Origin of the sequence: Mycolicibacterium smegmatis, assembly GCF_001457595.1 — a bacterium.
Lineage (GTDB): Bacteria > Actinomycetota > Actinomycetes > Mycobacteriales > Mycobacteriaceae > Mycobacterium > Mycobacterium smegmatis.
In genome coordinates this window covers 4,766,071-4,793,065 of record NZ_LN831039.1, presented here as the reverse complement: position 1 = coordinate 4,793,065, position 26,995 = coordinate 4,766,071, and the positions used below count along the sequence as shown (strand labels likewise).

General features: G+C 67.9%; 31 protein-coding genes and 2 tRNA genes. 14 read left to right on the top strand and 19 right to left on the bottom strand.

What is annotated here, in order from left to right; translation table 11 throughout:
- The first annotated feature begins 4 nt into the window (after positions 1 to 4).
- Positions 5 to 412 carry an acyl-CoA thioesterase gene (locus tag AT701_RS22970; protein WP_003896079.1) on the top strand — a complete coding sequence of 136 codons (408 nt, stop codon included), beginning with the start codon at positions 5 to 7 and terminating at the stop codon, positions 410 to 412.
- Entirely contained in the window at positions 409 to 1,065 is a 657-nt protein-coding gene (locus tag AT701_RS22965) for a DUF8185 domain-containing protein (RefSeq protein ID WP_011730018.1), read from the top strand. The genes AT701_RS22970 and AT701_RS22965 overlap by 4 nt, the downstream gene beginning before the upstream one ends.
- Here AT701_RS22965 and AT701_RS22960 read toward each other — a convergent pair whose 3' ends face one another.
- Positions 1,066 to 2,604: a glycoside hydrolase family 13 protein gene (locus AT701_RS22960; RefSeq protein ID WP_058126659.1), complete on the bottom strand. Its 1,539-nt coding sequence runs from the start codon at positions 2,602 to 2,604 to the stop codon at positions 1,066 to 1,068.
- Positions 2,604 to 3,008: a globin gene (locus AT701_RS22955; RefSeq protein ID WP_029104424.1), complete on the bottom strand. Its 405-nt coding sequence runs from the start codon at positions 3,006 to 3,008 to the stop codon at positions 2,604 to 2,606. The genes AT701_RS22960 and AT701_RS22955 overlap by 1 nt, the downstream gene beginning before the upstream one ends.
- A 135-nt stretch (positions 3,009 to 3,143) precedes the next feature.
- Here AT701_RS22955 and AT701_RS22950 point away from each other — a divergent pair, with 135 nt between their 5' ends.
- Genes AT701_RS22950 through AT701_RS22940 form a run of 3 tightly spaced genes read left to right on the top strand, consistent with a single transcriptional unit; the run spans position 3,144 to position 4,539 of the window.
- Positions 3,144 to 3,788: an HNH endonuclease gene (locus AT701_RS22950; protein WP_014878108.1), complete on the top strand. Its 645-nt coding sequence runs from the start codon at positions 3,144 to 3,146 to the stop codon at positions 3,786 to 3,788.
- A gap of 51 nt (positions 3,789 to 3,839) precedes the next feature.
- Positions 3,840 to 4,079 (top strand): aa3-type cytochrome oxidase subunit CtaJ, encoded by a 240-nt coding sequence (ctaJ, locus tag AT701_RS22945; RefSeq protein WP_011730015.1) that lies wholly within the window; start codon positions 3,840 to 3,842, stop codon positions 4,077 to 4,079.
- The gene (locus AT701_RS22940) at positions 4,066 to 4,539 is read left to right on the top strand and encodes a DUF5130 domain-containing protein (RefSeq protein ID WP_003896073.1); all 474 of its coding nucleotides are present in this window, start codon (positions 4,066 to 4,068) and stop codon (positions 4,537 to 4,539) included. Before ctaJ ends, AT701_RS22940 begins: the two co-directional genes overlap by 14 nt.
- A 61-nt stretch (positions 4,540 to 4,600) precedes the next feature.
- On the opposite strand, the gene AT701_RS22935 is transcribed toward AT701_RS22940, so the two are convergent.
- The 3 genes from AT701_RS22935 to AT701_RS22925 form a co-directional block, all read right to left on the bottom strand.
- Positions 4,601 to 4,951 (bottom strand): HNH endonuclease, encoded by a 351-nt coding sequence (locus AT701_RS22935; RefSeq protein ID WP_011730014.1) that lies wholly within the window; start codon positions 4,949 to 4,951, stop codon positions 4,601 to 4,603.
- A 90-nt stretch (positions 4,952 to 5,041) separates the two neighbouring features.
- Positions 5,042 to 7,624 carry an aminopeptidase N gene (gene pepN, locus AT701_RS22930; protein ID WP_058126658.1) on the bottom strand — a complete coding sequence of 861 codons (2,583 nt, stop codon included), beginning with the start codon at positions 7,622 to 7,624 and terminating at the stop codon, positions 5,042 to 5,044.
- A 37-nt stretch (positions 7,625 to 7,661) separates the two neighbouring features.
- Positions 7,662 to 8,066: a DUF732 domain-containing protein gene (locus tag AT701_RS22925; RefSeq protein WP_011730012.1), complete on the bottom strand. Its 405-nt coding sequence runs from the start codon at positions 8,064 to 8,066 to the stop codon at positions 7,662 to 7,664.
- 250 nt (positions 8,067 to 8,316) lie between these two features.
- Here AT701_RS22925 and AT701_RS22920 point away from each other — a divergent pair, with 250 nt between their 5' ends.
- Positions 8,317 to 8,925: a mycothiol-dependent nitroreductase Rv2466c family protein gene (locus AT701_RS22920; RefSeq protein ID WP_011730011.1), complete on the top strand. Its 609-nt coding sequence runs from the start codon at positions 8,317 to 8,319 to the stop codon at positions 8,923 to 8,925.
- Here AT701_RS22920 and AT701_RS22915 read toward each other — a convergent pair.
- Genes AT701_RS22915 through AT701_RS22880 form a run of 8 tightly spaced genes read right to left on the bottom strand, consistent with a single transcriptional unit; the run spans position 8,922 to position 16,203 of the window.
- Complete coding sequence (locus AT701_RS22915) at positions 8,922 to 9,881, bottom strand: sugar kinase (protein ID WP_058127710.1); 960 nt, start codon at positions 9,879 to 9,881, stop codon at positions 8,922 to 8,924. The genes AT701_RS22920 and AT701_RS22915 overlap by 4 nt on opposite strands.
- Positions 9,878 to 10,498 carry a bifunctional 4-hydroxy-2-oxoglutarate aldolase/2-dehydro-3-deoxy-phosphogluconate aldolase gene (locus AT701_RS22910; RefSeq protein WP_003896067.1) on the bottom strand — a complete coding sequence of 207 codons (621 nt, stop codon included), beginning with the start codon at positions 10,496 to 10,498 and terminating at the stop codon, positions 9,878 to 9,880. The genes AT701_RS22915 and AT701_RS22910 overlap by 4 nt, the downstream gene beginning before the upstream one ends.
- The gene (locus AT701_RS22905; protein WP_003896066.1) at positions 10,495 to 11,631 is read right to left on the bottom strand and encodes a mandelate racemase/muconate lactonizing enzyme family protein; all 1,137 of its coding nucleotides are present in this window, start codon (positions 11,629 to 11,631) and stop codon (positions 10,495 to 10,497) included. The genes AT701_RS22910 and AT701_RS22905 overlap by 4 nt, the downstream gene beginning before the upstream one ends.
- Before the next feature lie 40 nt (positions 11,632 to 11,671).
- On the bottom strand, positions 11,672 to 13,261 hold the full coding sequence (locus AT701_RS22900; protein WP_003896065.1) for an N-acyl-D-amino-acid deacylase family protein: 1,590 nt from the start codon (positions 13,259 to 13,261) through the stop codon (positions 11,672 to 11,674).
- Position 13,262: 1 nt separating this feature from the next.
- A complete protein-coding gene (locus AT701_RS22895) occupies positions 13,263 to 13,991 on the bottom strand; it encodes an amino acid ABC transporter ATP-binding protein (RefSeq protein ID WP_003896064.1) in 729 nt (242 codons plus the stop codon).
- Positions 13,988 to 14,695: an amino acid ABC transporter permease gene (locus AT701_RS22890; protein ID WP_036454708.1), complete on the bottom strand. Its 708-nt coding sequence runs from the start codon at positions 14,693 to 14,695 to the stop codon at positions 13,988 to 13,990. Before AT701_RS22890 ends, AT701_RS22895 begins: the two co-directional genes overlap by 4 nt.
- Positions 14,695 to 15,357 carry an amino acid ABC transporter permease gene (locus AT701_RS22885; RefSeq protein ID WP_003896062.1) on the bottom strand — a complete coding sequence of 221 codons (663 nt, stop codon included), beginning with the start codon at positions 15,355 to 15,357 and terminating at the stop codon, positions 14,695 to 14,697. The genes AT701_RS22890 and AT701_RS22885 overlap by 1 nt, the downstream gene beginning before the upstream one ends.
- 30 nt (positions 15,358 to 15,387) lie before the next feature.
- Positions 15,388 to 16,203 carry a transporter substrate-binding domain-containing protein gene (locus tag AT701_RS22880; protein WP_003896061.1) on the bottom strand — a complete coding sequence of 272 codons (816 nt, stop codon included), beginning with the start codon at positions 16,201 to 16,203 and terminating at the stop codon, positions 15,388 to 15,390.
- Between the two features lie 201 nt (positions 16,204 to 16,404).
- On the opposite strand from AT701_RS22880, the gene AT701_RS22875 reads away from it, so the two are divergent.
- The 3 genes from AT701_RS22875 (at position 16,405) to AT701_RS22865 (ending at position 18,671) form a co-directional block, all read left to right on the top strand.
- Positions 16,405 to 17,082 (top strand): GntR family transcriptional regulator, encoded by a 678-nt coding sequence (locus AT701_RS22875; protein WP_003896060.1) that lies wholly within the window; start codon positions 16,405 to 16,407, stop codon positions 17,080 to 17,082.
- A gap of 192 nt (positions 17,083 to 17,274) precedes the next feature.
- Positions 17,275 to 17,715, top strand: a complete 441-nt coding sequence (locus AT701_RS22870) for a nucleoside deaminase (RefSeq protein WP_036453487.1) — start codon at positions 17,275 to 17,277, stop codon at positions 17,713 to 17,715.
- Positions 17,712 to 18,671 carry an isopenicillin N synthase family dioxygenase gene (locus AT701_RS22865; protein ID WP_003896058.1) on the top strand — a complete coding sequence of 320 codons (960 nt, stop codon included), beginning with the start codon at positions 17,712 to 17,714 and terminating at the stop codon, positions 18,669 to 18,671. The genes AT701_RS22870 and AT701_RS22865 overlap by 4 nt, the downstream gene beginning before the upstream one ends.
- Here the strand turns inward: AT701_RS22865 and AT701_RS22860 are convergent.
- A complete protein-coding gene (locus AT701_RS22860) occupies positions 18,627 to 19,481 on the bottom strand; it encodes an aldo/keto reductase (RefSeq protein WP_223496005.1) in 855 nt (284 codons plus the stop codon). The genes AT701_RS22865 and AT701_RS22860 overlap by 45 nt on opposite strands.
- A 170-nt stretch (positions 19,482 to 19,651) precedes the next feature.
- Here AT701_RS22860 and AT701_RS22855 point away from each other — a divergent pair, with 170 nt between their 5' ends.
- Genes AT701_RS22855 through AT701_RS22840 form a run of 4 tightly spaced genes read left to right on the top strand, consistent with a single transcriptional unit; the run spans position 19,652 to position 23,267 of the window.
- Positions 19,652 to 20,209 (top strand): TetR/AcrR family transcriptional regulator, encoded by a 558-nt coding sequence (locus tag AT701_RS22855; protein ID WP_003896056.1) that lies wholly within the window; start codon positions 19,652 to 19,654, stop codon positions 20,207 to 20,209.
- A gap of 18 nt (positions 20,210 to 20,227) precedes the next feature.
- A complete protein-coding gene (locus AT701_RS22850) occupies positions 20,228 to 20,707 on the top strand; it encodes a ribose-5-phosphate isomerase (protein WP_003896055.1) in 480 nt (159 codons plus the stop codon).
- A gap of 15 nt (positions 20,708 to 20,722) precedes the next feature.
- Positions 20,723 to 21,529, top strand: a complete 807-nt coding sequence (locus tag AT701_RS22845; RefSeq protein ID WP_058126657.1) for an Fpg/Nei family DNA glycosylase — start codon at positions 20,723 to 20,725, stop codon at positions 21,527 to 21,529.
- A 37-nt stretch (positions 21,530 to 21,566) separates the two neighbouring features.
- Positions 21,567 to 23,267, top strand: coding sequence for a cation:proton antiporter (locus AT701_RS22840; protein ID WP_003896053.1), 1,701 nt, complete (start codon positions 21,567 to 21,569; stop codon positions 23,265 to 23,267).
- 19 nt (positions 23,268 to 23,286) lie between these two features.
- On the opposite strand, the gene AT701_RS22835 is transcribed toward AT701_RS22840, so the two are convergent.
- From AT701_RS22835 to AT701_RS22815, 5 genes are all read right to left on the bottom strand, one after another.
- The gene (locus AT701_RS22835; protein ID WP_058126656.1) at positions 23,287 to 24,105 is read right to left on the bottom strand and encodes a hypothetical protein; all 819 of its coding nucleotides are present in this window, start codon (positions 24,103 to 24,105) and stop codon (positions 23,287 to 23,289) included.
- Between the two features lie 50 nt (positions 24,106 to 24,155).
- Positions 24,156 to 25,361 carry a serine hydrolase domain-containing protein gene (locus tag AT701_RS22830; RefSeq protein WP_058126655.1) on the bottom strand — a complete coding sequence of 402 codons (1,206 nt, stop codon included), beginning with the start codon at positions 25,359 to 25,361 and terminating at the stop codon, positions 24,156 to 24,158.
- 113 nt (positions 25,362 to 25,474) lie between these two features.
- A complete protein-coding gene (locus AT701_RS22825; RefSeq protein ID WP_011730003.1) occupies positions 25,475 to 25,978 on the bottom strand; it encodes an MmpS family transport accessory protein in 504 nt (167 codons plus the stop codon).
- Positions 25,975 to 26,505, bottom strand: coding sequence for an MmpS family transport accessory protein (locus AT701_RS22820; RefSeq protein ID WP_058126654.1), 531 nt, complete (start codon positions 26,503 to 26,505; stop codon positions 25,975 to 25,977). The genes AT701_RS22825 and AT701_RS22820 overlap by 4 nt, the downstream gene beginning before the upstream one ends.
- 181 nt (positions 26,506 to 26,686) lie before the next feature.
- A tRNA-Gly gene (locus AT701_RS22815) sits at positions 26,687 to 26,757 on the bottom strand.
- A 120-nt stretch (positions 26,758 to 26,877) separates the two neighbouring features.
- Here AT701_RS22815 and AT701_RS22810 point away from each other — a divergent pair.
- Positions 26,878 to 26,951 (top strand) — tRNA-Pro (locus AT701_RS22810).
- Positions 26,952 to 26,995: the final 44 nt, after the last annotated feature.

Here is a 26,995-nt window from a genome sequence, read left to right as displayed (position 1 = left end):
CAACGTGAGCTTTACGACGCCGGTGCATGTGCGCTGGTCGGATATCGACATGTACCAGCACATCAACCATGCCACCATGGTGACGATCCTCGAAGAGGCGCGCATACCGTTCCTGCGTGAGCCGTTCGGCCCCACGATCGACACCATCGGCCTGCTGATCGCCGAGGTGAACATCTCCTACAAGGGGCAGTTGCGGCTGATCGACTCACCGTTGCAGGTGACCATGTGGAGCAAGCGGGTGCGCGCGGTGGACTTCACCATCGGCTACGAGGTGCGCTCGGTCAACGCCGCGCCCGACTCCAAGCCTTCGGTGATCGGGGAGACGCAGCTCGCGGCCGTGCACATCGAACAGCAACGGCTGGAACGGCTTACGCCCGAACAACGCGCGTACCTCGAATCCCATCTGCGATGAACGTCCCGGAACGGGGCCTGTGGATCGAGGATCCGCGGGACCGCGGGGACCTCATGACCTTCGTCGACCGCTCGCTGCGCCTCGACGAGGCCGCCGTGGTGCGGCTGCGGCAGCGGACCCAGAACGAACGCGTGGTGGCCTGGGTGGCAACGGGTTTCGATGTGCTCGCGAGCCGCGCGGTGTCCGGGCGCGTCCGTCCGCACGACCTGTCGGCAGGGGCCGACGCGCTCGCGACGGCTCTTTCGGGCGGCGGGGACCACATCGATCCCGGGTTCCCGATGGATTCGGCGTGGCGTGGCGCGCTGCCGCCCGAGAACGGGTTCGTCCACCTCGACGACGTACCGGCCCGGGTGGTCCTCGACCTCGCCCAGCAGGGCCTTGCGCTGGCCAGGGAACACAGCGGCGCCCACGGACCGCCCGCGTCGCTGCTGGATTCCGAGGTGCTGTCGGTGACCGGTGGCGACGTCACCGTCGGTATCCCGATGCGGTGTGTATTCGCTCTGACCGCAATGGGTTTCTTGCCGCAGACCGGTGACGAGGTCAGCGCGCAGGAGATCGTCCGGGTGCGTGCGCACGCCGCGTGGTTGCGCATCGACGCGCGTTTCGGTTCGGTGTACCGCCGCCGCGGTGACCCGGCCCTGGTGCTGAACTGACTAGACCAGCCAGGCCGCGGTGTCGGGCGGCAGCATGCCGTCGACGAGTTCTCCGCTGGTGAGCAGGATCTCGCCGTCGGGCAGCGGCAGGGGAGTGGTCCCGGTGTTGAAGGCGCACGTGAGCCCGCCGGGCCGGCGGAACACCTGATCGTCGACCCACTCGATGCCTGATCCGTCGAATTCGCCTCGCGCGGAGCGCAACTGGACCGCGCGACGGTAGAACGCCAGCGTCGACGACGGATCGGCCAGTTGCCGCTCGACCGTCAGCGCCGCCCACTCGTCGGGCATCGGCAGCCAGGTGTCGGGCGTCGAGGAGAACCCGAACGCCGGCGCGGTGCCCGCCCACGGCATCGGCACGCGGCACCCGTCGCGGCCACGCTCGGTGTGACCCGAGCGTTCCCACACCGGGTCCTGCAGCACCGCGTCGGGCAGTTCGACGTTGGGCAGGCCGAGTTCCTCGCCGTTGTAGATGAACACCGCGCCGGGCAGGGCCAGCATCACCAGCGCCATGGCCCGGGCCCGCGCCAGACCCTGCGCACCGCCACCGTAGCGCGTCACCTCGCGGACCACGTCGTGGTTGGACAGCGTCCAGGTGGGCGTCGCGCCCTCCAGCGCGGCCGCGGTCATCGCGTTGTCGATGGCGTCGCGGATCTCGGCGGCGTCGTAATCCGCCTTCACCAGACGGAAATTGAAGCCCAGGTGCAATTCGTCGGCACGCAGGTACCGCGCGAACCGTTCGTTGCCGTGCACCCACACCTCGCCGACGGCGACGGTGTCGGGATAGTCGTCGAGCACCCGGCGGATGAAGCGGTGGATGTCGTGGACGCTGTCGTTGTCGAAGCGCGGATCGTCGTCGCTGTTGCGCAGCAGCGCGGTGTCGGTGACGGACATGTCGGGCAGATCGGGCGGTTTGGCCATGCCGTGTGCGACGTCGATGCGGAACCCGTCGACGCCGCGGTCCAGCCAGAACCGCAGCGTCTTCTCCAGGTCTTCGAAGACCTCGGGGTTGTTCCAGTTCAGATCGGGCTGAGCCGGGTCGAACAGGTGCAGGTACCACTGCCCGGGCGTGCCGTCGGGTTCGGTCACGCGGGTCCACGCCGGCCCGCCGAACACCGACACCCAGTTGTTGGGCGGCTGCGCACCGTCGGGCCCGCGCCCGTCGCGGAAGATGTAGCGGTCGCGCCGCCGTGGATTGGCCAGCGCCTCGACGAACCACGGATGCGCCGAGCTGGTGTGGTTGGGCACCAGGTCCATCGTCACGCGGATGCCGCGCGCATGGGCGGCGTCGAGCAACCGGTCCAGCGCGTCCAGCCCGCCGAACAGCGGGTCGACGTCGCGCGGGTCGGCGACGTCGTAGCCGTGGTCGGCCATCGGCGAGACCATCACGGGGTTGAGCCACAGCGCGTCGACACCGAGGTCGGCCAGATGGTCCAGGCCTGCGGTCACGCCGTCCAGGTCGCCGACGCCGTCACCGTTGCTGTCACGGAACGAGCGGGGATAGGCCTGGTAGAAGACCGCGTGCGACCACCACTGCGCCATCAGAACGCCGAGTTCACCATCGAGTCCGCGGCCATCTGGAGGTAGTCGAGCAACGCGCGGCGGTGCGCGTCGTCCAGCGTCTGCGAATCGATCTCGGCGACCGCGGTGTGCATGCACCGCAACCACGCGTCGCGCTCGAGGAAACCGATGCGGAACGGCGCGTGACGCATCCGCAGCCGCGGGTGCCCGCGCTGGTCGGAGTAGGTGCGCGGACCACCCCAGTACTGCTCGAGGAACATCCGCAACCGTTCCTCGGCGCCCTCGAAATCGTCCTCCGGATACAGCGGATGCAGGATCTCGTCCTCGCGCACCAGCTGGTAGAACCGCGACACGATGGCATGGAACGTGTCGTGGCCACCGACTTCGTCGTAGAAAGATCGTTGCACCTGCGTCACGTCACCCATTGTTCCTGATCTGCGGCCGCCCGCCGGGCGAGGACGGGCCCGTCACCTGGTGTTCATCGGACTGACCTGCGAACACCCGAAGAATTATCGTGCGATCGGCAGTGATCCGTGGTGGACTGTCTCTCCGGAGGCTCCATGGCGCACAGCAGAAAAGCCCATACACGACGGACCGGCCACATACCCGGCCCAGCGGGGCCTCTTGTGCCCAACCGCCCACTGCACAGCGTCGAGCCGCTCGCGTCCGCCGAGCCCGACGCGTCACTGTGGGGGCGTCGCAGGGTCCTGTTGCTCAACGCCACATACGAGCCGCTCACGGCGCTGCCGCTGCGTCGCGCGGTGATCATGGTGGTGTGCGGCAAGGCCGACGTCGTGCACGACGACCCCACCAGCCCGGTCATCCACTCGGCGTCGCGGTCGATCGTCGTGCCGTCGGTGATCCGGCTGCGCACCTACGTGCGCGTGCCGTACCGGGCGCGCGTCCCCATGACGCGGGCCGCGCTGATGCACCGCGACCGGTTCCGCTGCGCGTACTGCGGCGGCCGCGCCGACACCGTCGACCACGTCGTGCCCCGCAGCCGCGGCGGCGAGCACTCGTGGGAGAACTGCGTCGCGGCGTGTGCGACGTGCAACCACCGCAAGGCCGACCGGCTGCTCACCGAGCTGGGGTGGACGCTGCGGTGCGTGCCGATGCCGCCGAAAGGCCAGCACTGGCGGCTGTTGTCGACGGTCAAGGAGCTCGACCCGGCCTGGGTGCGGTATCTGGGCGAGGGCGCGGCCTGAACGGGCCTCACTGTCGGCGCGCGCACAGTTGGCGACTGATACGGTTTGCTCGTGAGCACAGCACTTACCCATGGCCTCATCGGAGGGGTCCCGCTGGTGTTGTTCGCGGTCCTCGCGCTGATCTTCCTGACTCGCAAGGGACCGCATCCGGACACCTACAAGATGTCAGACCCGTGGACGCACGCGCCGATCTTGTGGGCGGCCGAGGAACCGCGTGAGCACGGGCACGGCGGTCACGGACACGATTCGCACGGCGTGGTGATTGGAGGCGGCGCAAGTGGCAAGTGGTGACATCGCGACCGTCGCGAACGCCGAACTGGATCTGCCGTACGGCTCTGCCCTGACCTCGAGCGGCCGCATCTCGGCCGTCACCGAGCCCGGTGAGCTGTCGGTGCACTACCCGTTCCCCACCATGGACCTCGTGGTGCTCGACGACGCGCTCAAGTACGGCTCGCGTGCGGCCAAGGCCCGTTTCGCCGTGTACATCGGCCCGCTCGGCGCCGACACCGCGGCCACGGCCCGCGAGATCCTGGCCAACGTGCCGACCCCCGAGAACGCGGTCCTGCTGGCGGTGTCGCCGGATCAGCGCGCCATCGAGGTGGTCTACGGCGCCGACGTCAAGGGCCGCGGCATCGAATCCGCCGCCCCGCTGGGCGTCTCGGCTGCCGCGGCGTCGTTCAAGGAGGGCAACCTCATCGACGGCCTGATCAGTGCCGTGCGTGTCATGTCGGCCGGCGTTTCGCCTGCCTGAACCTTTTTCGATCGCGAGCGACCGTGCGTGAGCACGGTCGCTCGCGGCGTTTGTGGGGGCGCTACGCGAACTGCGCGGTCAGTCGGGCGCGGATCTCGACGTAGCGCGTGAGGAACCGCCGCTCGTCGAGGCGTTTACGACGCAGCCAGCCGGTCACCTCGTCGTTGCACTTGCTTGCGTTGCACGATCCGCATGCGGGCACGACGTTGTCGACGGTGTAGCGCCCGCCCCGCGAGATCGCCATGACGCAGTCCTTCTGGAACGGGCCGCCGGTGGCCCCGCAGTAGGCGCAGCCGCCCCACGCCTGCTTGATCGCCTCCCACTGTGCGGGGGTGAGGTCGTTGACGACAGCGTCGAGCCTGCGCTTACGCCTGCGGGCATACCGTGCTGAACGGGTACGACTGACGGCCACCGGCCAAGGGTATGGCCCGCGAGCGTGCGCGGAATGCTGCTGTTTTCCGGCGTGTCGAGCAGCAACCACGCACGGTCGCGGTGCGGGGTGCTAGCTCACGTCGAACGCGCGGGCACGCAGTGCCCGCTCGACGCCCGCGCGGCCTTCGAGCACCAGGCGGCGCAGGGCAGGCGGCACCTCGGGGTCGGACAGGAACGCATCGGCCGCGTCGAGCCCGTTCTGGCTGATGTCCCACGACGGGTACAGCCCGATCACCACGGTCTGGGCGACCTCGCTGGACCGGCGCGCCCACACGCCCGAGATGGCCGCGAAGTACTGCGTGGTGAACGGCGTGAGCAGTTCGGCCTGACCGGGCTGCACGATGCCGCCGACGATCGCGCGGGTCATGATGTTGGCCAGCGTGTCGTCCTCGACCACCTGCTGCCAGGCGTTGGCCTTCACCACGTCCTGAGGGCGCGCGGCCGAGGCCGCGGCGGCCTGCCGCTTGCCTGCGGCCGTGGGATCGCGCTGGGCCTCGGCGTCGATGAACGGCGTCTCGGGGCCGTCGGCGTCGATCTCGCCCGAGCGGGCCAGCGCGATGACGATGCGCCAGCGCAGATCGGTGTCGACCACCAGGCCTTCGAGCCCCAGCGATCCGGGATCCTTGTCGAGCAGGTCGGCCAGCAGCGTGGTGTGGCGCGCGGACAGCACCGAGGTGGTCAGCGCATTGACGTAGGCGAGCTGGTGGTCCGATCCGGCCTCGGCGGCGCGGGCGAGTTCCAGCAGACGGTCGGCGAACCCGGGCCAGCCCTCGGTGGTCGCCCACTCCGGGTCGGCGTAGGAGCCCAGCGCGGTCTGCGCCTGCATCAACAGGCGCTGCAGAACGCCGACTTCGGTCTCGGCGTGCACACCGGACGACACCAGCGCGACGAAGTCGCGGGCCTTCATCTCGGCGTCGCGCGTCATCTCCCATGCGGCCGACCAGGCGAGCGTGCGCGGGAGCGGGTCGGCGATGTCGGCGATGCGGTTGACCACCGTCGACAGCGAGTCCGGGTCGAGCCGCAGCGAGCAGTAGGTGAGGTCGTCGTCGTTGACCAGGATCAGCTGGCCACGCGAAACCCCCACCAGCTCAGGGACTTCGGTGCGCGGGCCTTCGACGTCGAGTTCCTCGCGGCGCACCCGCTGAAGCTTGCCGTCCACGTCGTCGTAGATGCCGACGGCCAGCCGGTGCACGCGGGTTTCACCGGCCCCGGGTGCCGCGCCGGACTGCGCGACGGTGAACCGGGTGAACGCGCCCGAGGAGTCCACGTCGAAGTCGGCGCGCAGCTTGTTCAGACCCGTTGTCTTGAGCCACTGTTGGCCCCAGCCGGACAGGTCGCGGCCCGAGGCCTTCTCCAGCGCGCCGAGCAGATCCCCGAAGGTCGCGTTGGCGAACGCGTGGTCGCGGAAGTAGTCCCGCAGCCCGGAGAGGAACTCCTCCTTGCCGACGTAGGCGACCAGCTGCTTGAGCACGCTCGCGCCCTTGGCGTAGGTGATGCCGTCGAAGTTGACCTCAACGGCGTGCAGGTCCGGGATGTCGGCGGCGACCGGATGCGTCGACGGCAGCTGGTCCTGGCGGTAGGCCCAGGACTTCTCGACGTTGGCGAACGTGGTCCAGGCCTGCTTGTACTCGGTGGCCTCGGCCTGGCACAGCACCGACGCGAACGTCGCGAAGGACTCGTTGAGCCACAGGTCGTCCCACCACCGCATGGTGACGAGGTCGCCGAACCACATGTGCGCCATCTCGTGCAGCACGGTCTCGGCGCGGCGCTCATACGACGCCCGGGTGACCTTGCTGCGGAAGACGTAGTCCTCCAGGAACGTCACTGCGCCTGCGTTCTCCATGGCGCCCGCGTTGAACTCGGGCACGAACAGCTGGTCGTACTTGCCGAACGCGTACGGCACGCCGAAGTTCGCGTGGTAGAAGCCGAAGCCCTGCTTGGTCTCTGTGAAAAGCCGCTCGGCGTCCATGTGTTCGGCCAGCGACTTGCGGCAGAACAGGCCAAGCGGGATGGTGCCGTGCTCGTCGGTGTACTCGTCGCGCCACACCGCGTACGGCCCGGCGATCAACGCCACCAGGTAGGTGCTCATGCGCGGCGTGGTGGCGAACGTGTGGACGGTCGCCCCGCCGGTGACCTCGGCCGAGGTGGTCGCGCCGTTGGAGACCACCTCCCAGTGCGTCGGCGCGGTGACCTCGACGTCGAACGTCGCCTTGAGGTCGGGCTGGTCGAAGCATGCGAACATGCGCTTGGCGTCGGCGGTTTCGAACTGCGAGTACAGGTACACCTCGTCGTCGACCGGGTCGACGAACCGGTGCAGGCCCTCGCCGGTGTTGGAGTACAGGCAGTCTGCGTCGACGACGACCACGTTGTGCTCGGCGAGTCCGACGAGCGGGATGCCCGTGGATTCGTCGTACGCCGACACGTCGATCGGCTTGCCGTTCAGCGTCGCGCTGTGGATCTTGTCGGCCGCGAGGTCGAGCACGGTCTCGCCGCCTGCGAGTGCGTCGAACTCCACGGTCGTGGTCGACCGGAAGGTGCGTTCGCTCGGCTTTCCTTGGCCGTCGGTCAGATCGAGGACGATGCGATAGGTGTCGACGGTGACCAGAGCTGCGCGCTCGATGGCCTGATCACGGGTGAGGTTGGGAAGTGCCACCCGTCCAACCTATCGGCTGGCGGGGACACCGGCCGACCTACCGGCCCAATGCGCCCAGGCCGGGAACCGCCAGCATGCGCAACAGGGTCCCGTCGCCGATTCCGGAGATCATCTGGGGGCAGTACATGGAGATCGCGATCCCGGCGAAGAATGCCGCGACGTCAGGGGAGACGACGCTGCGGTCCCCGCGCAGCTTCGTCACGACCGACGCGAAGTTCTTCCCCGGTTCGACCAGCATCGGGCACACGTCCTGCCCCAGGCGCACGGCCGCGTCCGGGTCCGCGTAGCCGACGCCCGCGTTGTTCAGCGCGGTCAGAAACGAGCGGTCCACCGGATTGCCAGGGGCGCCGGGAGCCGCCGGGTCGGCGTGGGCGGGGGTGGCGCCGACACCGGCGGCAAGGGCGGCGGCGGTGACGAGCACCGCGGGGAGGCGAGCGGACATGTGGCTCCTCAATTGTCACGGAGAGCACTCACAGCGCTCTAGTACGTTTCTGTAACGGTGGTAGACGTAGGTCACAGAGGAAACACGGTTCGATAAAGATCGGCGCACTATCTGCGTTGCGTGCTTTCCGCTGTGACTTTCCTGTGCAAGCTCGGCCGGTTTGTCTGCGTCGGATGTGAGTGGGAACACCGCGGGCGCGCCGGCAGTTGTGCTGAACGGAATTCCGACCGGTTGTGGAGAGGACGCGTTGATGGCTCAGAAGGATGTCGCAGGTTTCTGGTTCGACCCGTTGTGCCCGTGGTGCTGGATCACCTCGCGCTGGATTCTCGAAGTGGAGAAGGTGCGTGACATCGAGGTGCAGTTCCACGTGATGAGCCTGGCGGTCCTCAACGAGGGCAGGGACCTGCCCGAGGAATACCAGGAGATGATGAAGAAGGCCTGGGGCCCGGTCCGCGTCGCGATCGCCGCCGAGCAGCTCAAGGGCTCCGAGATCCTGTCGCCGCTCTACACCGCGATGGGCACCCGGATCCACAACCAGGACAACAAGAACTTCGACGAGGTGATCGCGCAGTCGCTCGAGGAGGTGGGCCTGCCCGCCGAGCTGGCGGAGGCCGCCACCACCGACAAGTACGACGAGGCGCTGCGTCGCAGCCACCACGCCGGCATGGACGCCGTCGGTGACGACGTCGGCACCCCCACCATCCACGTCAACGGCGTCGCGTTCTTCGGCCCGGTCCTGTCGCGCATCCCGCGCGGCGAGGAGGCCGGCAAGTTGTGGGACGCCTCCGTCACCTTCGCGTCCTACCCGCACTTCTGGGAGCTCAAGCGGTCCCGCACCGAGAGCCCCGAATTCGACTAACGCAGAACGGGATCGGCCGGGCCGCGGCGCAGCCAGTCGAGGTCGTCGCGGCCCGGCGCCGATTCCCAGTCGCCTTCACCCGTGCAGGCGAACGCGCCACAGGCCACCGCGGTGTCCAGGCACAGTCCAACGCCGGCGCCACCGGCGAGTTCTGCCAGCCACCCCGCGACGAAGGCGTCTCCCGCGCCGACGGTGTCCACCACCGGCACCGGCACGGCCGGGGCCGAGAGCCTGTCCGTGGCGGTGGCAGCGATCGCGCCGTCCGCGCCGAGTTTGATCACCGCGCAGTCGACGCCGAGGCTCAACAGGGCATCGAGTTGGCCATGAGCGGTGTCGATCCCGGTGAGCAGGAAGGCCTCCTCTTCCCCGGCGAACACGATATGCGCCCGGCGGGCGAGTTCGAGGTAGGCCGCCGAGGCCGCGCCGCGGTCCTGCCACAGTGCGGTGCGATGGTTGACATCGAAGGAGATCGTCGCACCCGCCGAAGCCGCGGCGTCCGCCGCGGCATGGGCCGTGGCCAGCGTGGAGGCACCCAAGCCCGCCGAAATGCCGGTGAGATGAAGGATTTTCGTGTCCGACACGACGCTGTCGGGCACGTCACGCGGCTGCAGTCGGCTGCCGGCCTGCCCGCGACGGTAATAGGTGATGCGGGCGGCGCCCGGATATGGGTGTTCCTTGATCATCAGCGCGGTCGAGGCGCCGCGGTCGACCACCGGGAAGGCGTGGACCCCCTCGGCCCGTAATTCGCGCACGATGAGTTCGCCGAGGCTGTCGTCGCCCACCCGGCCGATCCAGGCCGCCGTTGCGCCCAGCCGAGCGACTCCGATCGCCACATTGCTCTCGGCGCCACCGAATCCCAGTCGCAGATCGCGGTTGTGGTGGAGGCGACCGGACCGTGATGCCGTGAGCAGGCCGAGACTCTCACCGACCGTGACGACGTCGAATAGGGGAGTCACGCGCGCCACCGTCCTCCGGTCGCGATCGTGACGGCGGCCCGTGCCTCCTCGGCCACCGCGGTCGCGCCTCTCGCGGCCGCTGCGGTGATCCAGCTGCCGCTGACGGCGAAAACCGCCTGCAGTTCCAACAGTTCCGCCATCGATGCCGCGGTGATGCCTGCCGAGGGCATGAAGGCCACGTCGGGAAAGACCGCGCGATACGCGGTGAGCAGCGCGCGGGCGTCGACGGCAGCGGCCGGAAACAACTTGAGCCTGTGCAGGCCGAGCCGCACGGCGTTGCCCACCTCGGTGGGCGTCAGCACGCCGGGGATGACCGCCAGCCCGGCGCGGCCGACGAACTCGACGACATCATCGTCGAGGTTGGGAGACACGATGAACCGTGCGCCTGCCTCGATCGCGTCAGCGGCCTGCGCGACCGAGCGGACGGTCCCCGCGCCCACCAGAATGTCGCCCCGCGCCGACAGTCTGCGGATCGCGGCCAGACCGTACTCACCACGCAGCGCGACCTCGACCACGGGCAGGCCCCCGTCGACGAGACCGTCGCCGATCACGTCGACGTGACCCGGATCCCGCACGGTGGCGAGCGGGATCACGCGATGATCGAACACGTCGTTCATCGCGGATCGGCGAAGGAAGGCCGAGTGCCGTAGCGCTCGAGGGCGGCCGGATCCAGCGTGATGCCGAGCCCCGGTGTCTCCGGAATCGCGAGCATTCCGTCGCGGTCGAGCTCCCATCCGGCGCAGACGAGTTCGTCGATGTATGCCGATCCGGTCTTGTACTCGACGAGATCGGTGGCGGCCAGTGCGGATGCCAGATGCAGATCGGCGGCCAACCCCACCGCGGTGTTCCAGCCGTGCGGTACCAACCTGATGCCGCGGTCCTGGGCCGCCCAGCCGATGCGGCGTGACTCGCTGAGACCACCGCCCTTCGTGGTGTCCGGCTGCACGATGTCGAAGGCCCCCGCATCCAGGAACGGAAGGAAGGTCTGCCGGCGCGTGAGCACCTCACCACCGCTGATCGGAATCTTGGAATGCCTTCGCAGTTCCGTGAACCCGTCGAGGTCGTCGGGTGCCAGCGCCTCCTCGAACCATGCGACGCCATAGTCGGCCAGCATGTCGGCGGTGCGTTTCGCCCACGACAGGCCGCCCGGGAAGAACGCCTCGGATCCACCGGCGTCGACCGCCAGCAGATGATCGCCGACGGCCTCCCGCGCAGCGGCCACGGTGCGCTCGTCGGTTTGCGCGTCCACGCGGCCGAACTTCCACCAGCCGATCTTGAACGCGGTGAAGCCCTGGTCGACAAGCTCCGACAGGTTCTCGGTCATCGCCGGGGCCTCGTCCATGAGCACCGAGGCGTATGGGCGTACCCGATCGCGATAGCGGCCACCCAGCAGCCGCCCGACCGGCTGCCCGAGAGCCTGCCCGGCCAGATCCCACAACGCGATGTCTATCGCGCTGGTGGCGTGGGTGAGCGAACCGCCGCGGCCCATCCAGAACGCGCTCTGGTGCAGCGTCTCGGTGAGCCGTTCGGCCTCCAGCGCGCTCTGACCGATCAGCTGTGGCGCGAGCAGATCCACGGCGGCCGCCACCAACCCCTCGGTGGTGAACGCGCTGCCGATGCCGACCTGGCCGGTATCGGTGTGTACGGCGACCAAGGTGTGGACGACGTCGTCGGGCCGCAGCTCGTTGGACCAGCCGCCCTCTGGAGTGGCGCCGCGCAGGCCGCACGTCTGAATGTCGGTGATCTTCATGGGTTTCGGTGCTCCTTGAGTGAGGGTGCTGTCGTGAGGTTCACGACCGGTGGGTGAGCATGACTCCAGGCCTTCGGCCGGTGTGGACAGCGTCGGTGACGACGGGTACGCCGTTGACCCACACGTGACGGGCCGCCTCGGCATATCGGGTCGGCAGACCCCAGGTGTCGGTGCGGTCGATGACGGCCGGATCGAAGACGACGATGTCGGCGAATGCGCCCGCCCGAAGTTCTCCCCGGTCACGCATGTCGAAATGTTCGGCGACCTTTCCGGTCATCTTGTGGATCGCGGTCTCCAACGTCAGGGTCCCCGCAGGCACGTGATGAGCCAGATAGTGCGTATGCCCGTGATAGAACAGCGGATTGCGTGTTCTGCCGTCGAGCGCACCATGACGGCATGTCGTGAAGGCGTCGACACCGAGCAAGAAGTGATCATGGCCGATGGCCTCGGCCAGATGGTCCGCGCTGAACAGATCACCGAGCAACTGGACGCCGCCCATCTCCGCCCCGGCCGCGGCGAGAATGTCGAACAGGCATTCCCACTCGTCGGTGCCGTGCCGTTCGGCGATCTCGGGGAACGACAGACCTTCCCATTCCGGATGGGTGGTGCTGACGCCGAGGCGCACCCGGTGCCACTGGCCGCGATGTACGAACCGCCAATAGCGGTCGCCGTCGAGGCGGACCCGGTCCCGGATCTCGCGGTCACCGAGCAGCGCCGCGACCTCGGCGGCGGGGCGCTCGACCAGCCAGCCCGGCAGCAGTCCGGTGGCCATGCCGATGCCGTGGGGATAGGGTGTCATGTCCGCGAGTACGTCAGTCCCGCGACGTCTTTCGGCGACCACCCGGTCGGCGGCCCGAGCCCAGGCACCCGGTGGGGCACCGGTGTCGTGGCGGACGTTGAGATGCGACAGCTGCGCGCGGACCCCGCCCGCGGTCACGATCGTGAAGAATTCCTCGACGGCCGCGTCCAGGTCGGCATCGCGGTTGCGGATGTGACTGGCGTACATGCCATCCCGTCGTCCCGCCGCCCGGGCCAGGGCGACGAGTTCCTCGGTCGTGGCGAACCGTCCCGAGCCGTACTCGAGGCCGCTGGAGAAGCCGATCGCGCCGGCGTCCATGGCGTCTTCGAGCAAGCGGATCTGTTCGCGCAGCCCGTCGGTGGCTCGTCGCGCCGCGGAGCGCAGCGCGGTGTGCCCGACGAACCACATGAGGTTCTGCGCCGTGGGCCCCGAGTGCACACGGGCCACGTACTCGCCGAAGTCACGCCAGTCGATCGGTCCCTGGTAGCCCATCGCGCGCAGGGCGCCCGCGGTCGCGTCGACGTCGTCGTCGCCGATGGGCGCGTAGGTGACCCCGCAGTTGCCGACCACCTCGGTGGTGACGCCCTGGTGGATCGTGCTGAACGCGTCGGGATTGCCCAGTGCCGACCAGTCGCTGTGGCTGTGTGGGTCGATGAGTCCCGGGGTGATGAGCATGCCGGTGCAGTCCACGGTGGTGACGGCCTTGGCGTCGGGTGACAAACCGACGAACTCGATGCGGTCACCGCGCAGCCCGATATCGGCGCGACGGGCGCGAGCTCCGGTGCCGTCGACGATCTGTGCCCCGGTCAGCAGGAAGTCCAGTGCGGGCATGTCAGAGCACCTTGCTGAGGAACTCGCGCGTACGGGCTTCCTCAGGCGAGGTGAACAGTTCCGTCGGTCCGGCGGTTTCGACGATGGTGCCCTTGTCCATGTAGATCACCCGGTCGGACACCTCGCGGGCGAAGCCCATCTCGTGGGTCACCACGACCATCGTCATACCCTCGGCGGCAAGGTCTTTCATCACAGTCAGCACCTCACCCACGATTTCGGGGTCCAGTGCCGATGTCGGTTCGTCGAACAGCATGATGGTCGGGTCCATCGCGAGCGCACGGGCGATGGCCACACGCTGCTTCTGGCCACCCGACAGGGAATCGGGATAGACGTCGGCCTTGTCGGCCAGTCCCACTCTGGACAGCAGGGTGCGCGCCCGCTCCTGCGCCTCGTCCCTGCTGCGCCTGAGCACGCGACGAGGCGCCAGAGTGATGTTGTCCATGACGGTCATGTGTGGGAAGAGATTGAAGTGCTGGAACACCATGCCCACGTCGCGGCGCACCACCGCCAGGTCGGCCGTCTTCTCCTGCGGTCCGAGGGTGTGGCCGTTGATGACGATCGTGCCGTGCGACGGGCGCTCCAACCCGTTCATACAGCGCAGCAGGGTGCTCTTACCCGATCCGGAAGCCCCGATGATGCACACCACCTCGCCTTCGGCCACGGTGCACGAAACACCATGCAGCACCTCGGTGTCGCCGAAGCTCAACCGCAGTCCGTCGACCTTGATCATTTCTTCGCTCCTGTGGTGAGTTTGAGGGCGTCGCCGACCTCGGGGGCTTTGACGTGAACGCCGAGTCGGCGCTCGTAGCGGCGCCCCAGCGACGAGAGCGCATAGCAGATGACGAAGTAACACGCGCCGACGATCAGATAGGTGGTGATCGGGTCGGCGGTCAGCGAGCTGACCACGTTTCCGGCCCGCGTCAGTTCGATGAGGCCGATGACCGCCACCAGCGAACTGTCCTTGATCAGCACCACCAGGAACCCGACGCCCGGCGGCACGATCACTCGCGCCGCCTGCGGCAGGATCACCCAGCGCATGCGCTGTGCGTAGGACAACCCGAGTGCGTCGGCCGCCTCGAACTGCCCGTGCGGGACCGCTTGGATGCTGCCGCGCACCAGTTCGCCGACATAGGCCGAGGCGAACACCGACAGCGCGATCACGGCAGCCCAGTACTCCGAGAGGCTGCTGCCCGGCGCGAGTAGAGGGATGCCGAAGTAGACGAAGAAGATGATCAACAACACCGGTATGCCGCGGATCACCGCTACGTAGAGCGCTGCCACCCACCGCAGCACCCGTATTGGTGCTGTCGACATCAAACCGATGACGATTCCCAGTGCGCCTCCGAAAAGTACTGAGAGAGTGCAGATCTGCACGGTGACCAGGGCTCCATGCCAGATCAGTGTCAGATGTTGGGTGCCGAGTCCCTCGAACATCACGCCACCTTCCACTTGATGAATCGGGTCTCGACGACTCGCGAGAAACTTGCGATGAGGAACGCGACGGCGAAGTACAGCAGGCCGCCCACGGTGAAGGCCTCGATGGTGCGGAACGTCGTCGAGGTGATGCCCATCATCACGTGCATCAGATCGGGCAGGGACACGACCGACGTGATCGACGACGCGAGGAACAGCAGAATCGTCTGGTTGGTGATGGCGGGCAGGACATTTCGCATGGCCGGGATGAACAGCACTCGCCAGAACGTGTCGCGCGGGCTCATACCGAGTGCGGCTGCGGCTTCGCGGAGTCCCGCGGGAACAGATTGGAACCCGGCCCGGTAGATCTCGGCCATGTAGGCCGAGTTGTTGATGCTCAGGGCCAGTATGCCTGCCGTGACAGGATCGAGGTTGACCCCGGCGTGCGGCAGCGCGAAGTACACGAGGTAGAGCTGCAGCAGCAGGGGCGTGTTGCGGATGACCTCGATGTAGGCCGAGGCCGCGACACGGAACGCGTTGAGCCGTGCGGTTCGTCCCGCATAGAGCAGGATCCCGAACGCGCCACCGATCGCGGTCGCGGCCAGGCTCACCGCGATGCTGACCGCGAGCCCTTTGAGCAGTGGTATGAGGTACGGGACGAGATCGCCGTAGTAGAGCTGCATGGTGTGTCCTGAACGTGGTGGGCGCAGTGACTACTTGATGAGCTCTGGTACGTCCATGCCGAGCCATTTGTTGTATGACTCGTTCGCCGCCTTGCTGATGTTGTAGTTGAGGATGAAGTTGTTGAGGTAGTTCAGCCAGAGTTGATCGCCCATCTTCACGCCGAAGGACACGAACGACGGTGCCAGTGGGGGAGCGTCGAGAACGCGTACCGCATCTTTCTGGCTCGCACGGATCTCGGCGACGACAGCCGTGCTCTCCATGAGCGCGTCGACCTTGCCGCTGCGCAGCGCCTGGATCGAGTCGGCGACGGCTTCGAACAGGCTGGGCTTGGCCTGCGGGAATTCGGTTTCGAGGATGGTGGCGGGCACGCTGCCGCGGGTGGCGGCGACCGTGCGGCCCGCGAGGTCGTCGTAGCCCTGGATGGGACTGTCGGCCGGCACCACGACCAGCTGGCCCTCCGAGGCGTACGGCCTGGTCAGTGCGACCACCTGGGCTCGCTCATCGAGGTTGGTGAGCGCGGCGATGATGACATCTGCTTTCCCCGTCTCCAGCATGGGGATTCGGCTCGCGTTGGTGGTGCTGACGAACTGGACGTCGGCGCCGAGGGAGTCGGCCAGCGCACGGGCCTTGTCGATGTCGAAGCCCTGGTATTCGCCCGAGCTGTTCATCACGCCGTACGGGGGCGCGTCCGCGAAGACGCCGACGGTGAGCTTCTTGGAATTCAGCACTTTCGTCAACGTGCTGTTCTGGGTCGGGCCCGCCTGGTCCGACGAGGTGCAACCGGCCAGAACGAGCGCGGTGGTGGCGGCGAGGGCGGCGATCGCCGCACGGGTGCGTCTACGCATGGGTTTCCTTTATCCGCAGGATGTTTCACCGATGGGCCGGGTGGGGCCGACGGGCGACTGTGAGTGGATCAGAGATTATCTATAATCTGTAATCGGCGCAATAGTGCGTCGGCAACTGTGTCAGCACGCTCGCGAGCAGGCGCGGCTGCCTAGGATGGCGCCAGCGGGCGACCCTGGCGACCCTTGCGAAGGAGAAGGATCATGACGGAGGCGTTGCAACCTCTGGCGGTCGCCGCCCCGTTGGCCTCGTCGCGGCGGCACCAGATCGCGGACTGGCTACGTGAGCAGATCGTCAAGGGCGGTCTGCCGCCGGGTGCGCAGCTCAAGCAGGACGTGCTGGCCGCGCATCTGAGCACGAGCCCCGGCCCGGTGCGCGAAGCGCTACGGCAGCTGGAAAGCGAAGGGCTGGTGCACCACATCCCCAATCGGGGCGCGTTCGTGGCCACCGTGAGCGCCGACGAACTGCTGGGGGTGTTGCTGCCGGTGCGGCTGTCCATCGAGCAGTTCGCGGTCGAGAAGGCCAGTGCCGATCCGGCGGTGCTCGCCGAACTCCGGCGTCTGGTGGCGCTCATGGACGATGCGGCAGGCGCCGGTGACCTGGAACAGCTGAACGAACTCGACGTGCTGTTCCACGAGACGATCGTCAGGAGCGCGCATTCCGAACACGCGATGCAACTGTGGGCCAGCGTCCAGCCGCGCATCCGAATGCAGATCCACCGGCTCGCCAAACGTCACGAGAGCCCGTTCGCGATTCCCGAAGAACACCGTGCGTTGCTCGAGGCGATCACCACGGGCGGTACCGAGGTGCGCCGGTCGGCCCTCGACGGACACATCGTCGCCAGCGCCCGCGAGTTGCTCGCGGTCGCTGAACCCGACTGACGTCGAGACAGCCTGTGTGTTCAGCTTGCGTTACACCGCAGTTGGGGCCACGGTGTAACGCATGACGACGCCCGCGAGCGCTGCCGACCTTTCCGCCGAGGCCGAATCACCTCCGGATCGCCGTGATCGGTGCTCGCCTGATCGGCCGTCTGTCGCTGTGTGGCGAGGAATGAACGATGGAAGGGTGCAGCCATGAGTCCCGGGGAGATGCTCGACGTCGCGGTCGAAGAGGCGCAAAAAGGCTTGGCCGAAGGCGGCATTCCGATCGGCGCCGCCCTGTTCAGCGCCGACGGTGAGCTGTTGGGCCGCGGGCGCAACCGGCGGGTGCAGCAGGGGGACCCATCGGTGCACGCGGAGACGGATGCCTTCCGTGCCGCAGGCCGGCAACGCGGCTACCGCGACACCATCATGGTGACGACGCTGTCACCGTGCTGGTACTGCAGCGGCCTGGTCCGTCAGTTCAACATCGGTGCCCTTCTCATCGGTGAGGCACGCACATTCTCCGGCGGTCACGAGTGGCTGGCCGAGCACGGCGTCGCTGTCACGTTGCTGGATGACCAGCGGTGCGTGAAGATGATGCAGGATTTCATCGCGGCGAAACCGGATCTGTGGGCGGAGGACATCGGCGAGTGAGTGCCATTGCCACAGTTGATCTTTCACGGTGGTATGCCGGCGGCGCCGAGGCCGACGCGGTGGCCGCCGAGGTCGACGCCGGCCTGCAGCGCGCGGGATTCATCGTCGTCACCGGCCACAACGTCGACCCCGCCCTCGCCGCGCGTGTCCGCGCCGCGAGCCGCGACTTCTTCGCCCTGCCGGACGCGACGAAGCGGCGGTACTCGGTGCCCGTCGGCGGTCGCGGCTGGATCGGGCCGGGTGCCGAGGCCAACGGGTACGCCGAAGGCACCGAGACACCACCCGACCTGAAAGAGAGCTTCAGCCTGGGGTCGGACACCGCGACCGGCGATGCCGAGGTGGACCGGATCTGGTACGCGCCCAACGTCTGGCCCATCGAAGTGCCCGCGCTGCAGCCGTTGGTGGCCGAATACACCGCCGCGATGCGGAAACTCTCCGACGATTTGTTGGACCTGTTCTCCCACGCCCTCGGGCTCCCGGCGAATCCCTTTGTGGCGCTGGCAGATCGACCGACGTGGACGATGAACATCAACCACTACCCACCGTTGACCGCCGTGGGGGAGCCCGAGCCAGGCCAGTTCCGCATCGGTCCGCACACCGACTTCGGAACGGTCACGGTACTCGACCGCGAGCCCGGAGCAGGTGGACTTCAGGTCTACTCCGAGGCCGAGGGCTGGGAGGACGCGCCGTGGGAGCCCGGCGCGCTGACCGTCAATATCGGTGACCTGCTGGAGTACTGGAGCGGGCGCCGGTGGCCGTCGGGACGCCACCGCGTGCTGCCCCCGCAGCCGGACGCCCCCGAAGAGGACCTGGTGTCGTTGATCTACTTCTACGAGGCCAACCACGACGCGGTGGTGACGCCGCTGCAGCCGCCCGTCGGCCGCACCGCGGGGCTCGAACCGGTCATCTCGTCAGCTTTCATCAAGGAACGCCTCGACGCCATCACCGTGGGGTGACCGCTCGCCGGGCACGGCGTCGAGGGCCGCGATCGCCTTGTCGCTTAACGTGATGTCACCGGCGCGCACGTTCTGCTCCAGGTGATCGACCGACGCCGTTCCGGCGATGAGCAGGATGTTCGGCGCATGGGCCAACAGCCAGGCGAGGCCGATCTGGGCGGGCGTGACACCCGACTCGGCGGCGATCGTGCGCACCACCGGGTTGTCGGAAACCTTGGGGAAGCCGGGAAACGCCGAGCCCAGCGGGAAATAGGGCACGAACGCGATGTTCTGCTGCCGCGCGAATCCGAGGAGCTCCTCGCTTGTCCGGTCCAGCAGGTTGTACGCGTTCTGGATGCACACGATGCCTGCGGGGGCGGCCCGCCGCGCGGTGTCCAGATCGATGTTGCTCATGCCGATCGCGGCGATCTTGCCCTCGTCGCGCAGCGCGATCATCTCGGCAAGCTGATCGTCGAGATCGACCACCTGGTCGCCCTCGGCGATCAGGCCCGGGCCGATGTCCGCGCGGCGCAGGTTGGCCACCGCGATCCGGTCGACGCCCAACTCGGCGAGATCGCGTTCGACGGCAGTTCGTAGTTCGGCGGGCCGCTGCGCGAGAGCGAGCGGCACCGGTCCGGTGGCCGGTCGCGCGCCGACCTTGCTGACGATCACCAGATCGTCGGGATACGGGGCCAGTGCCCGGCGTATCCGGCGGTTCACCTCGCCGTCGTCGTAGAACGACGCGGTGTCGATGTGGTTGACGCCCAGTTCGACGGCGCGGCGCAGCAGCACCACGGCGTCGTCGATGGGCACGCGAGGTCCGAGTGCCATCGCGCCGTAGCCCACACGGGCCACCGGCTGTGTCCCGATCGTGCCGGACCCACCGGGAATGCCAGGACTGCCGGGGCTCTCAGTGGTCACAGAAATTCTCCTCGTGCCATACTCCGAAATGCGGAGGACCCTCCGCTTTACCAACGTAACAAACCGGAGGTGCCTCCGCGATGGCTGAGCGGGCCGACGTCAGACGCAACCGTGAACGCCTGCTGGATGCGGCGGCGACCGCATTCGGGGCCGCCGAGACCACCGCCGCGCCGGTGTCGCTCGAAGCGATCGCGCGCGCCGCGGGCGTGGGTATCGGCACGCTCTACCGCCATTTCCCCACGCGTGAGGCGCTTGTCGAGGCCGTGTACCGGGCGGAGTTGGCGGAGGTGTGCGGTTGCGCCGCCGAGTTGCTCGACACGCACCCGCCCGCCCTGGCACTGCGCCGCTGGATGGATCGTTACGCCGCGTTCGTCGGGGCGAAGCGTGGGATGGCCGAGTCGTTACTCGTGGTCCTCGAGTCCGGTTCGATCGACCGCAACGAGACCCGCGAGCGGATCGTCGCGGCCGTCGGCCTCCTGGTCGATGCGTGCGCCGCCGCCGGTGCCCTCCGCGCCGCCGTCCGCGCCGACGATGTGGTGTCGAGCCTGCTGGGAATCTGCATCGCAAGCGGCTCGGTCGAGCAGACGCAGCGGCTGCTGGACCTGCTGCAGGCCGGCATCGTGGTCACGGAGTGCTGACACGTTAGGGTTAGCCGCATGCGCGTCTACGTCGGTGCCGATCACGCCGGTTTCGAGTTCAAGAAAACGATCATCGCCCACCTGGAGAAGAACGGCCACGAGCCTATCGACTGCGGGGCTTACGAGTACGACGCCGACGACGACTACCCGGCGTTCTGCATCGCCGCGGCGGAGAAGACCGTCGCCGATCCGGGCAGCCTCGGTATCGTGCTCGGCGGTTCGGGCAACGGTGAGCAGATCGCCGCGAACAAGGTGCCCGGTGCACGCGCCGCGCTGGCCTGGAGCGTCGAAACCGCGAAACTGGCGCGCGAGCACAACAACGCGAACGTGGTCGGCATCGGTGGCCGGATGCACACCACCGAGGAGGCGCTCGCGATCGTCGACGCGTTCCTGACCACCCCGTGGTCGGAGGCCGAGCGGCACCAGCGCCGCATCGACATCCTCGCCGAGTACGAACGCACGCACGTCGCACCCGCGGTTCCGGGCGCGCCGGCCTGACCGCGAGCGTCTTCGGTGCCTGAGGGGCACACCCTGCACCGGCTGGCCCGGTTGCACCAACGTCGGTTCGGTCGGACCGCCGTCGTCGTCTCGAGTCCGCAGGGCCGGTTCGCCGACGGCGCCGCGGCGGTCAGCGGTCACATCTTCAAACGGGCGAGTGCATGGGGCAAGCATCTGTTCCACCACTACGACGGTGGCCGCGTGGTGCACATCCACCTGGGTCTGTACGGCGCGTTCACCGAGTGGCCGGTGCCCGCCGAGCTCGCGCTGCCGCTGCCGGTGGGCCAGGTCCGCATGCGCATCATCGGCGCTCAGTACGGCACCGATCTGCGCGGGCCGACCGTATGCGAGCTGATCACCGAACCCGAGATCGTCGACGTCATCGCCAAACTCGGCCCGGACCCGCTGCGCCCCGACGCCGACGCGTCCCTGGCCTGGAAGCGGATCACCAAGTCACGCAGACCGATCGGCGCGCTGCTGATGGACCAGACGGTCATGGCCGGGGTCGGCAACGTGTACCGCAGCGAACTGCTGTTCCGCCACGGCATCGACCCCTACCTGCCGGGCACGCAACTCGACGCGGCCGAATTCGACGCGATGTGGACCGATCTCGTCGCGCTCATGAAGGTCGGTGTGCGACGCGGCAAGATCGTCGTCGTCCGGCCCGAACACGACCACGGCGCCCCGTCCTACCGGACCGGGCGGCCACGCACCTACGTCTACCGCAGGGCGGGCGAGCCGTGCCGCATATGTGGTACACCCGTACGAACCGCGGAACTCGGAGGGCGAAACCTGTTCTGGTGCCCCACCTGTCAGTCCTGATTGGGCGAGACGGTCGTTCGCACGGCACAATTTGCGGGTGGAGTTGTTACTTGTCGTCGTCGGCGCCATCCTGGTCACAGCCATCGCTCACCACCGCGGATTCGAACCCGCACTGATGATCGTGGTGGTCGGCAGCGCGGTATCTTTCCTCCCCGATTTCGAACCTCCCGAACTCGATTCGCACATCCTGCTGTCCGTCGTCCTGCCGCCGCTGCTGTACTCCGCGGCACTGAACTTCTCGTTCCCGACGTTTTTGCGACACATCCGCCCGATCCTCGGCCTGGGCGTGGGATTGGTCGTGGTATCGGCGTTCGCGGTCGCGGCGGTGTCGAGCTGGCTGGTGATCGTGCCGTTGACGTTCGGGACCGCGTTGGTGCTCGGCGCGATCGTGGCGCCTCCGGACGCCGTCACAGCCGTGGCGGTGGGCCGCAAGCTCGGTCTGCCGAAACGCATGATGGCGATCCTGACCGGTGAGAGCCTCATCAACGACGCGGCCGCGCTGACGCTGTTCTCCATCGCGGTCACCCAGGTCGCCGGTGGCCACATCTTCATCGAGAACCCGCTCCTGCTGTTCGGCTACAGCGCCACTGTCGGCCCGCTCGTCGGCGCGGTGCTCGGCTACGTCACGCTGTGGATCCGCAAGCGCCTGGCCAATCCCGGACTCGAAACAGTCCAGGGACTCGTGGTGCCGTTCGCGGCGTTCATCACCGCCGAGGAACTGCACGCGTCCGGCGTGCTGGCGGTCGTGGTCGCGGGATTCGTGGTCGGCAACGGCAACCTCGGTGCGGGCTACCAGACCCGCCTGCAGGAACGCTACGTGTGGAACTCGGTGGACGTGCTGCTGGAGGCGTTCGTGTTCGCCTACATCGGCCTGCACCTGCGGTTCGTCCTCGAACATCTCAACGAGGCGCACGAGTCCCTCACCGAGGTGATCACCGCCTCAGCCGTGGTGCTGTTGATCGTGCTGGTGATCCGGCCGCTTTCGGTGTTCGCGATCTTCGGCCGCAACAAGCTGTCCAGACACGTCGAGAAGAAGCTCAGCGTCCCGGCCCCGGACGGAAGCCGCAGTTCGCTCGGCGCGGCCGTCCGCAAGCAGCGCAAGAAGAAACGCAGGGCCAACTGGCGCACCATGGTCGACCGCCGCACGTTGAGCTGGCAGGAGAACGTCGTGCTGTCCTGGACCGGCATGCGCGGCGTGGTGACGCTGGCGGCCGCCGCCGCGATCCCCGCGTACACCGAGTCGGGTGAACCGTTCCCCGAACGCGCCACCATCCAGGCGATCGCGTTCGTGGTCGCCGTCGGCACGCTGCTGCTTCAGGGGTCCACGCTGCCGTGGCTGATCCGCAAGCTGCACATCTCGCGCTTCAACGACGACCACGAGGCGGACCGCGCCGAGGAGGTCAAGGCCGAACGCGTCGCACACGACGCTGCCGAGAAGATCCTGGTCGAATTCCAGGCGAACCCGCCCGCGAACCTCAACCCGGCCCTGGTGGAAGAGATCTACATCAGGATCGCCCGGCACACCCAGGACGTCGACGAGATGCCCGACCCCGAGGCGCCGATCAAGCGGGCCGCGGCCTTCACGACGCTGTACCGGGAAGTGCTCGCCGCGCAGCGCGCCGCGCTCATCGACCAGCGGGACGCGGGCCACATCGAGGACGAGGCCGTGCGGGCCATGCTGGAACGTCTGGACCTACAGGAGGCCGGCGTCACGGCCCGTCTGGAGAGCCGCCTCTGAGCGGACCTCTTCAGGCGGGTCAGAACCCGCCGAAGTCGCCGAAGTCGCCGCCGAAATCGCCCCAGCCGCCGCCGGTGTCCATGCCGCCCCAGTCGCCCGCGGTGTCGCCGCCCCAGTCGCCGCCGGCGTCGGCCCCGCCATCGAAGCCACCGTCTTGGCCGGCGGCCAGGCCATCGGCGTAGCCGTCACCGTAACCGGCCTCGAAGCCCTGGGCGCCGTAGTCGACGCCGTGCATGCCGGAGAACAGGGCGTCGAACAGCAGCACCGACCCGAGGCCCCACGCGCCGGCGACCAGCGCGGGCTTCCACCACGGCTCGGAGTACCAGCCTGCCGGCACCGGGCGGCCTGCGACGCGGCCGCCGGGGTAGTAGTTGGGGGTACGCGGCGACGGGGCCGGGGAGGCCTCGATCTCGCGGCCCTCGAAGTTGATGCGGCGGTCCTCGGTGACCGCACCGGCGGACTTCTGACCCGCGAGCGTTTCCAGTTCGGGGCCGGGATCCATGCCCATCGCGGTGCGCGCGGCGCGTACGTAGTACAGACCCTCGATGGCGCTTTCCTTGGCCAGCGCGGCTTGTTTCACCGTCGTCGCCTGATCGATCTGCGATGCCGCCGCCGTGTAGCGCTCGGACGCGTCGGCGAGTGCCTGCTTGGAGGCGTCGTCGGTGCCGCTGAGGTTGAGCACCTGGCCGCCGAGGCGCTCGATGACGCGACGTGCGTCGGCCTTGGCGTCGGCCAGTGACTCCGCGGCGCGCCGCCCCGTCGCCTGAGACGAGCTGTAGACCGCGAACGCGATCGCTCCGATGACAAGGACGATGAGTAGCAGCAGGACGCCGTTCATGCGCCCAGCCTACCCACAGGAAAGCGCGATTCTCGGGGTGCGAGCAGGCGTCAGATTACGCCGAGAGCTGAGTAAACCTGGTTGGACAGCGCGACCGTTCGCGGATCGGCGTTGCACTTCGTCGCGTCGAAGTGATTCATCACGTACGCGTAGCCGATGCGGTACTCCAGGTCGACGAACGCGAACGATCCGCCCGAGCCGCCGTGGCCGAACGTGCGCCGGTTCGGCCCCGCCACACCGCGCTGGTTGAGCATGTAGCCCAGGCCCCAGCCGTGGTCGGCCACGCGCGGGCCGAGCACCAGATCGGTGTCGAAACCGCCCTGCGAGATCCGGGCCCGCTCCATGAGCTCGCGGCTCAGCAGTTTCTCCTGGGCCAGCGCGTTGTAGAACGTCGCCATGCCCAGCGCGGACACGTGCCCGTTGGTGCTCGGGAATTCCGCCGCGCGCCATGCGCCGATGTCGTGGACGCCGAGTTCGTCGTCGGGCACGAAGTCCATCGACACCGCGAACCCCGCCATCGGATGGTCGTCGAGCGATCTCGGCCGGGGCAGCCCGAAATCGGCGAGTACCCCACGCACGGTCGGCTTGTTCACCATCTCCGCGCACCGGTGATGCTCGTGGGGCGGCAGCCCGATGTGGACGTCGGCGCCCAGCGGCTCGGCGATCTCGGTGCGCAGGTACTGGCCCAGCGTGCGGCCCGTGACGCGCCGCACCAGCTCACCGAGGATGAACCCGAACGTCACCACCTGGTACCCCTGCGCGGTGCCCGGTTCCCACCACGGCTCGGCTTCGGCGATGCGGGCGCACACCGCGTCCCATTCGGTCACGTCGCGCCAGTCCATCGGTTCGCGCGGGCCGATCGTCCCGGAGCGGTGCGCAAGCACGGACGCGACCGTGATGTCCTGCTTGCCGGCCTGCGCGAACTCGGGCCAGTACTGCGCGACGGGCGCGTCGAGGTCGATCTCGCCGCGGTCGGCGAGCAGATGGATACACGTCGACGCCAGGCCCTTCGAGCCCGAGTAGACGCTCGCCAGGGTGTCCTCACGCCACGGGCGGGTGCGCGCCGCGTCGGCGTGCCCGCCCCACAGGTTGACGACGAGGTCGCCCTCGACCCAGACAGCAACGGCCGCGCCGACCTCGCCGTGCTCGGCGAAGTTCTGCTCGAATGCCGTGCGGACGTTCTCGAATCCGGGCGCGCATGTGCCCGAGATCGGTATCGCGAGCTGCTGACCTGTCAACGATCCTCCTGGGCGCATTCGGCGTCCAAGGTGCGGACTAGCCATTCCGGCCGATGTTAGGGCCGTCCGCTGGGTGAATATCCACGCGGAATCGGATCGTTACAGGGTCGACATCCGACGGTGTCGTGTCCTCAGCCGAATCGACCCGCGTCCGGGTTGACGCCCAGGCATAGAACTTTCTCGCCCGGCGCACGCGTCTTCTCCACGACGACCTCGCCGTTCACGGTGACCGAACATGACACCGACTCGTCCTCGGCTAAGGGGAACACTTCCAGCACAAAAGCCTTTACCTTGCCGCTGAAGGTGATGTCCTGCGTCCACGGCAGATCGACGTCTTTCCGGACGGTTTCTCTGTCGGCCCCCGAGTAACGGACCGTCGCGGTCGTGCCGGTGCCGGTGACCTCGAAGGTCGCGGTCCAGTCGCGGTTCACATAGAGCTTGAAGGCGACCACGCCGCCGGCCACCACGACGATGACGGCCAGGAGTGCGAGCAGCACCCACAGCCCGGTCTTGTTCTTCTTGGGTGGTGGGGGAGGCGGCGGGTAATAGCCCTGCGGGTAAGGCTGGCCGTAATAGGCCTGGGGCGGCAGATGCTGCCACTGGTTGCCGGGTTGGCCGGGATATGGCTGGTTCATCGCGCTCCGGGCACCAGTCCGCTGCACGTCAGCCTGCGATCGTCGGTCGTACTCTGGTCGGCCAGGATCGTCCCTTGGAACGTCACTTTGCACGTCACGGTGTCGCCTGCCGCGGTGGGCTTCACCATGAGGTAAAACGCAGTTTCTGGCACACCAGTGCCCTCGTATGTCCAGGGCAACGCCACCTCGGCGTAGTCACCAGGTGGGGCGAGTCCGTCGGAGTACGCGACCAACGCGGAAGATCCCGTGCCGGTGACTTCCATCGTCAGCGTTACGGGCATGACGGTGGAGTCGGCCGCTGCGGGTTCGTCCGAGGTGTTGGTGGCGTCACCGAGCACGGAGTACGCGACCACGCCGCCGGCCACCATCACGACGACCGCGACGAGCGCGACCAAGACCCAGAGCCAGGTCTTGCGCTTCTTCGGTGGTGGGGGAGGCGGCGGGTAGTAGCCAGGCGGATACGGCTGGCCGTATTGAACTTGGGAAGGCACATGCTGCCACTGGTTGCCGGGATGTGGTTGGTTCATCGCGCCCCCTCAGCTCGACCTCGTCCCAGCAGAGATCTAAGCATCTGCGTGCCCAGGGCTGGTGCGCCGATTTCTGCACCACGGTCGTGATCTGCGACGAACCACGACCTTGGTGCAGAAATCGCGGGGGCAGTTGAGCACTCGGCAACGAAAAAGGGACCGCACGTGGCGGTCCCTACCGAGCGGGCGACGGGAATCGAACCCGCGTAGCTAGTTTGGAAGACTAGGGCTCTACCATTGAGCTACGCCCGCATGTCAGCACCAGCACTGTACCGGGGAGCTGAAACCAAATCCAATTAAGGGTCTCGTGTCGCGAGCACGTAGTATCTCGCGTGGCCCTTTCGCGGTTCTCGGCCTGCGGATGGACCACCACGGGGTGTAGCGCAGCTTGGTAGCGCATCCGCTTTGGGAGCGGAAGGCCGCAGGTTCAAATCCTGTCACCCCGACTCGCCCACCCGTACGACACGGACATCGAGAAAGACATCAAGGA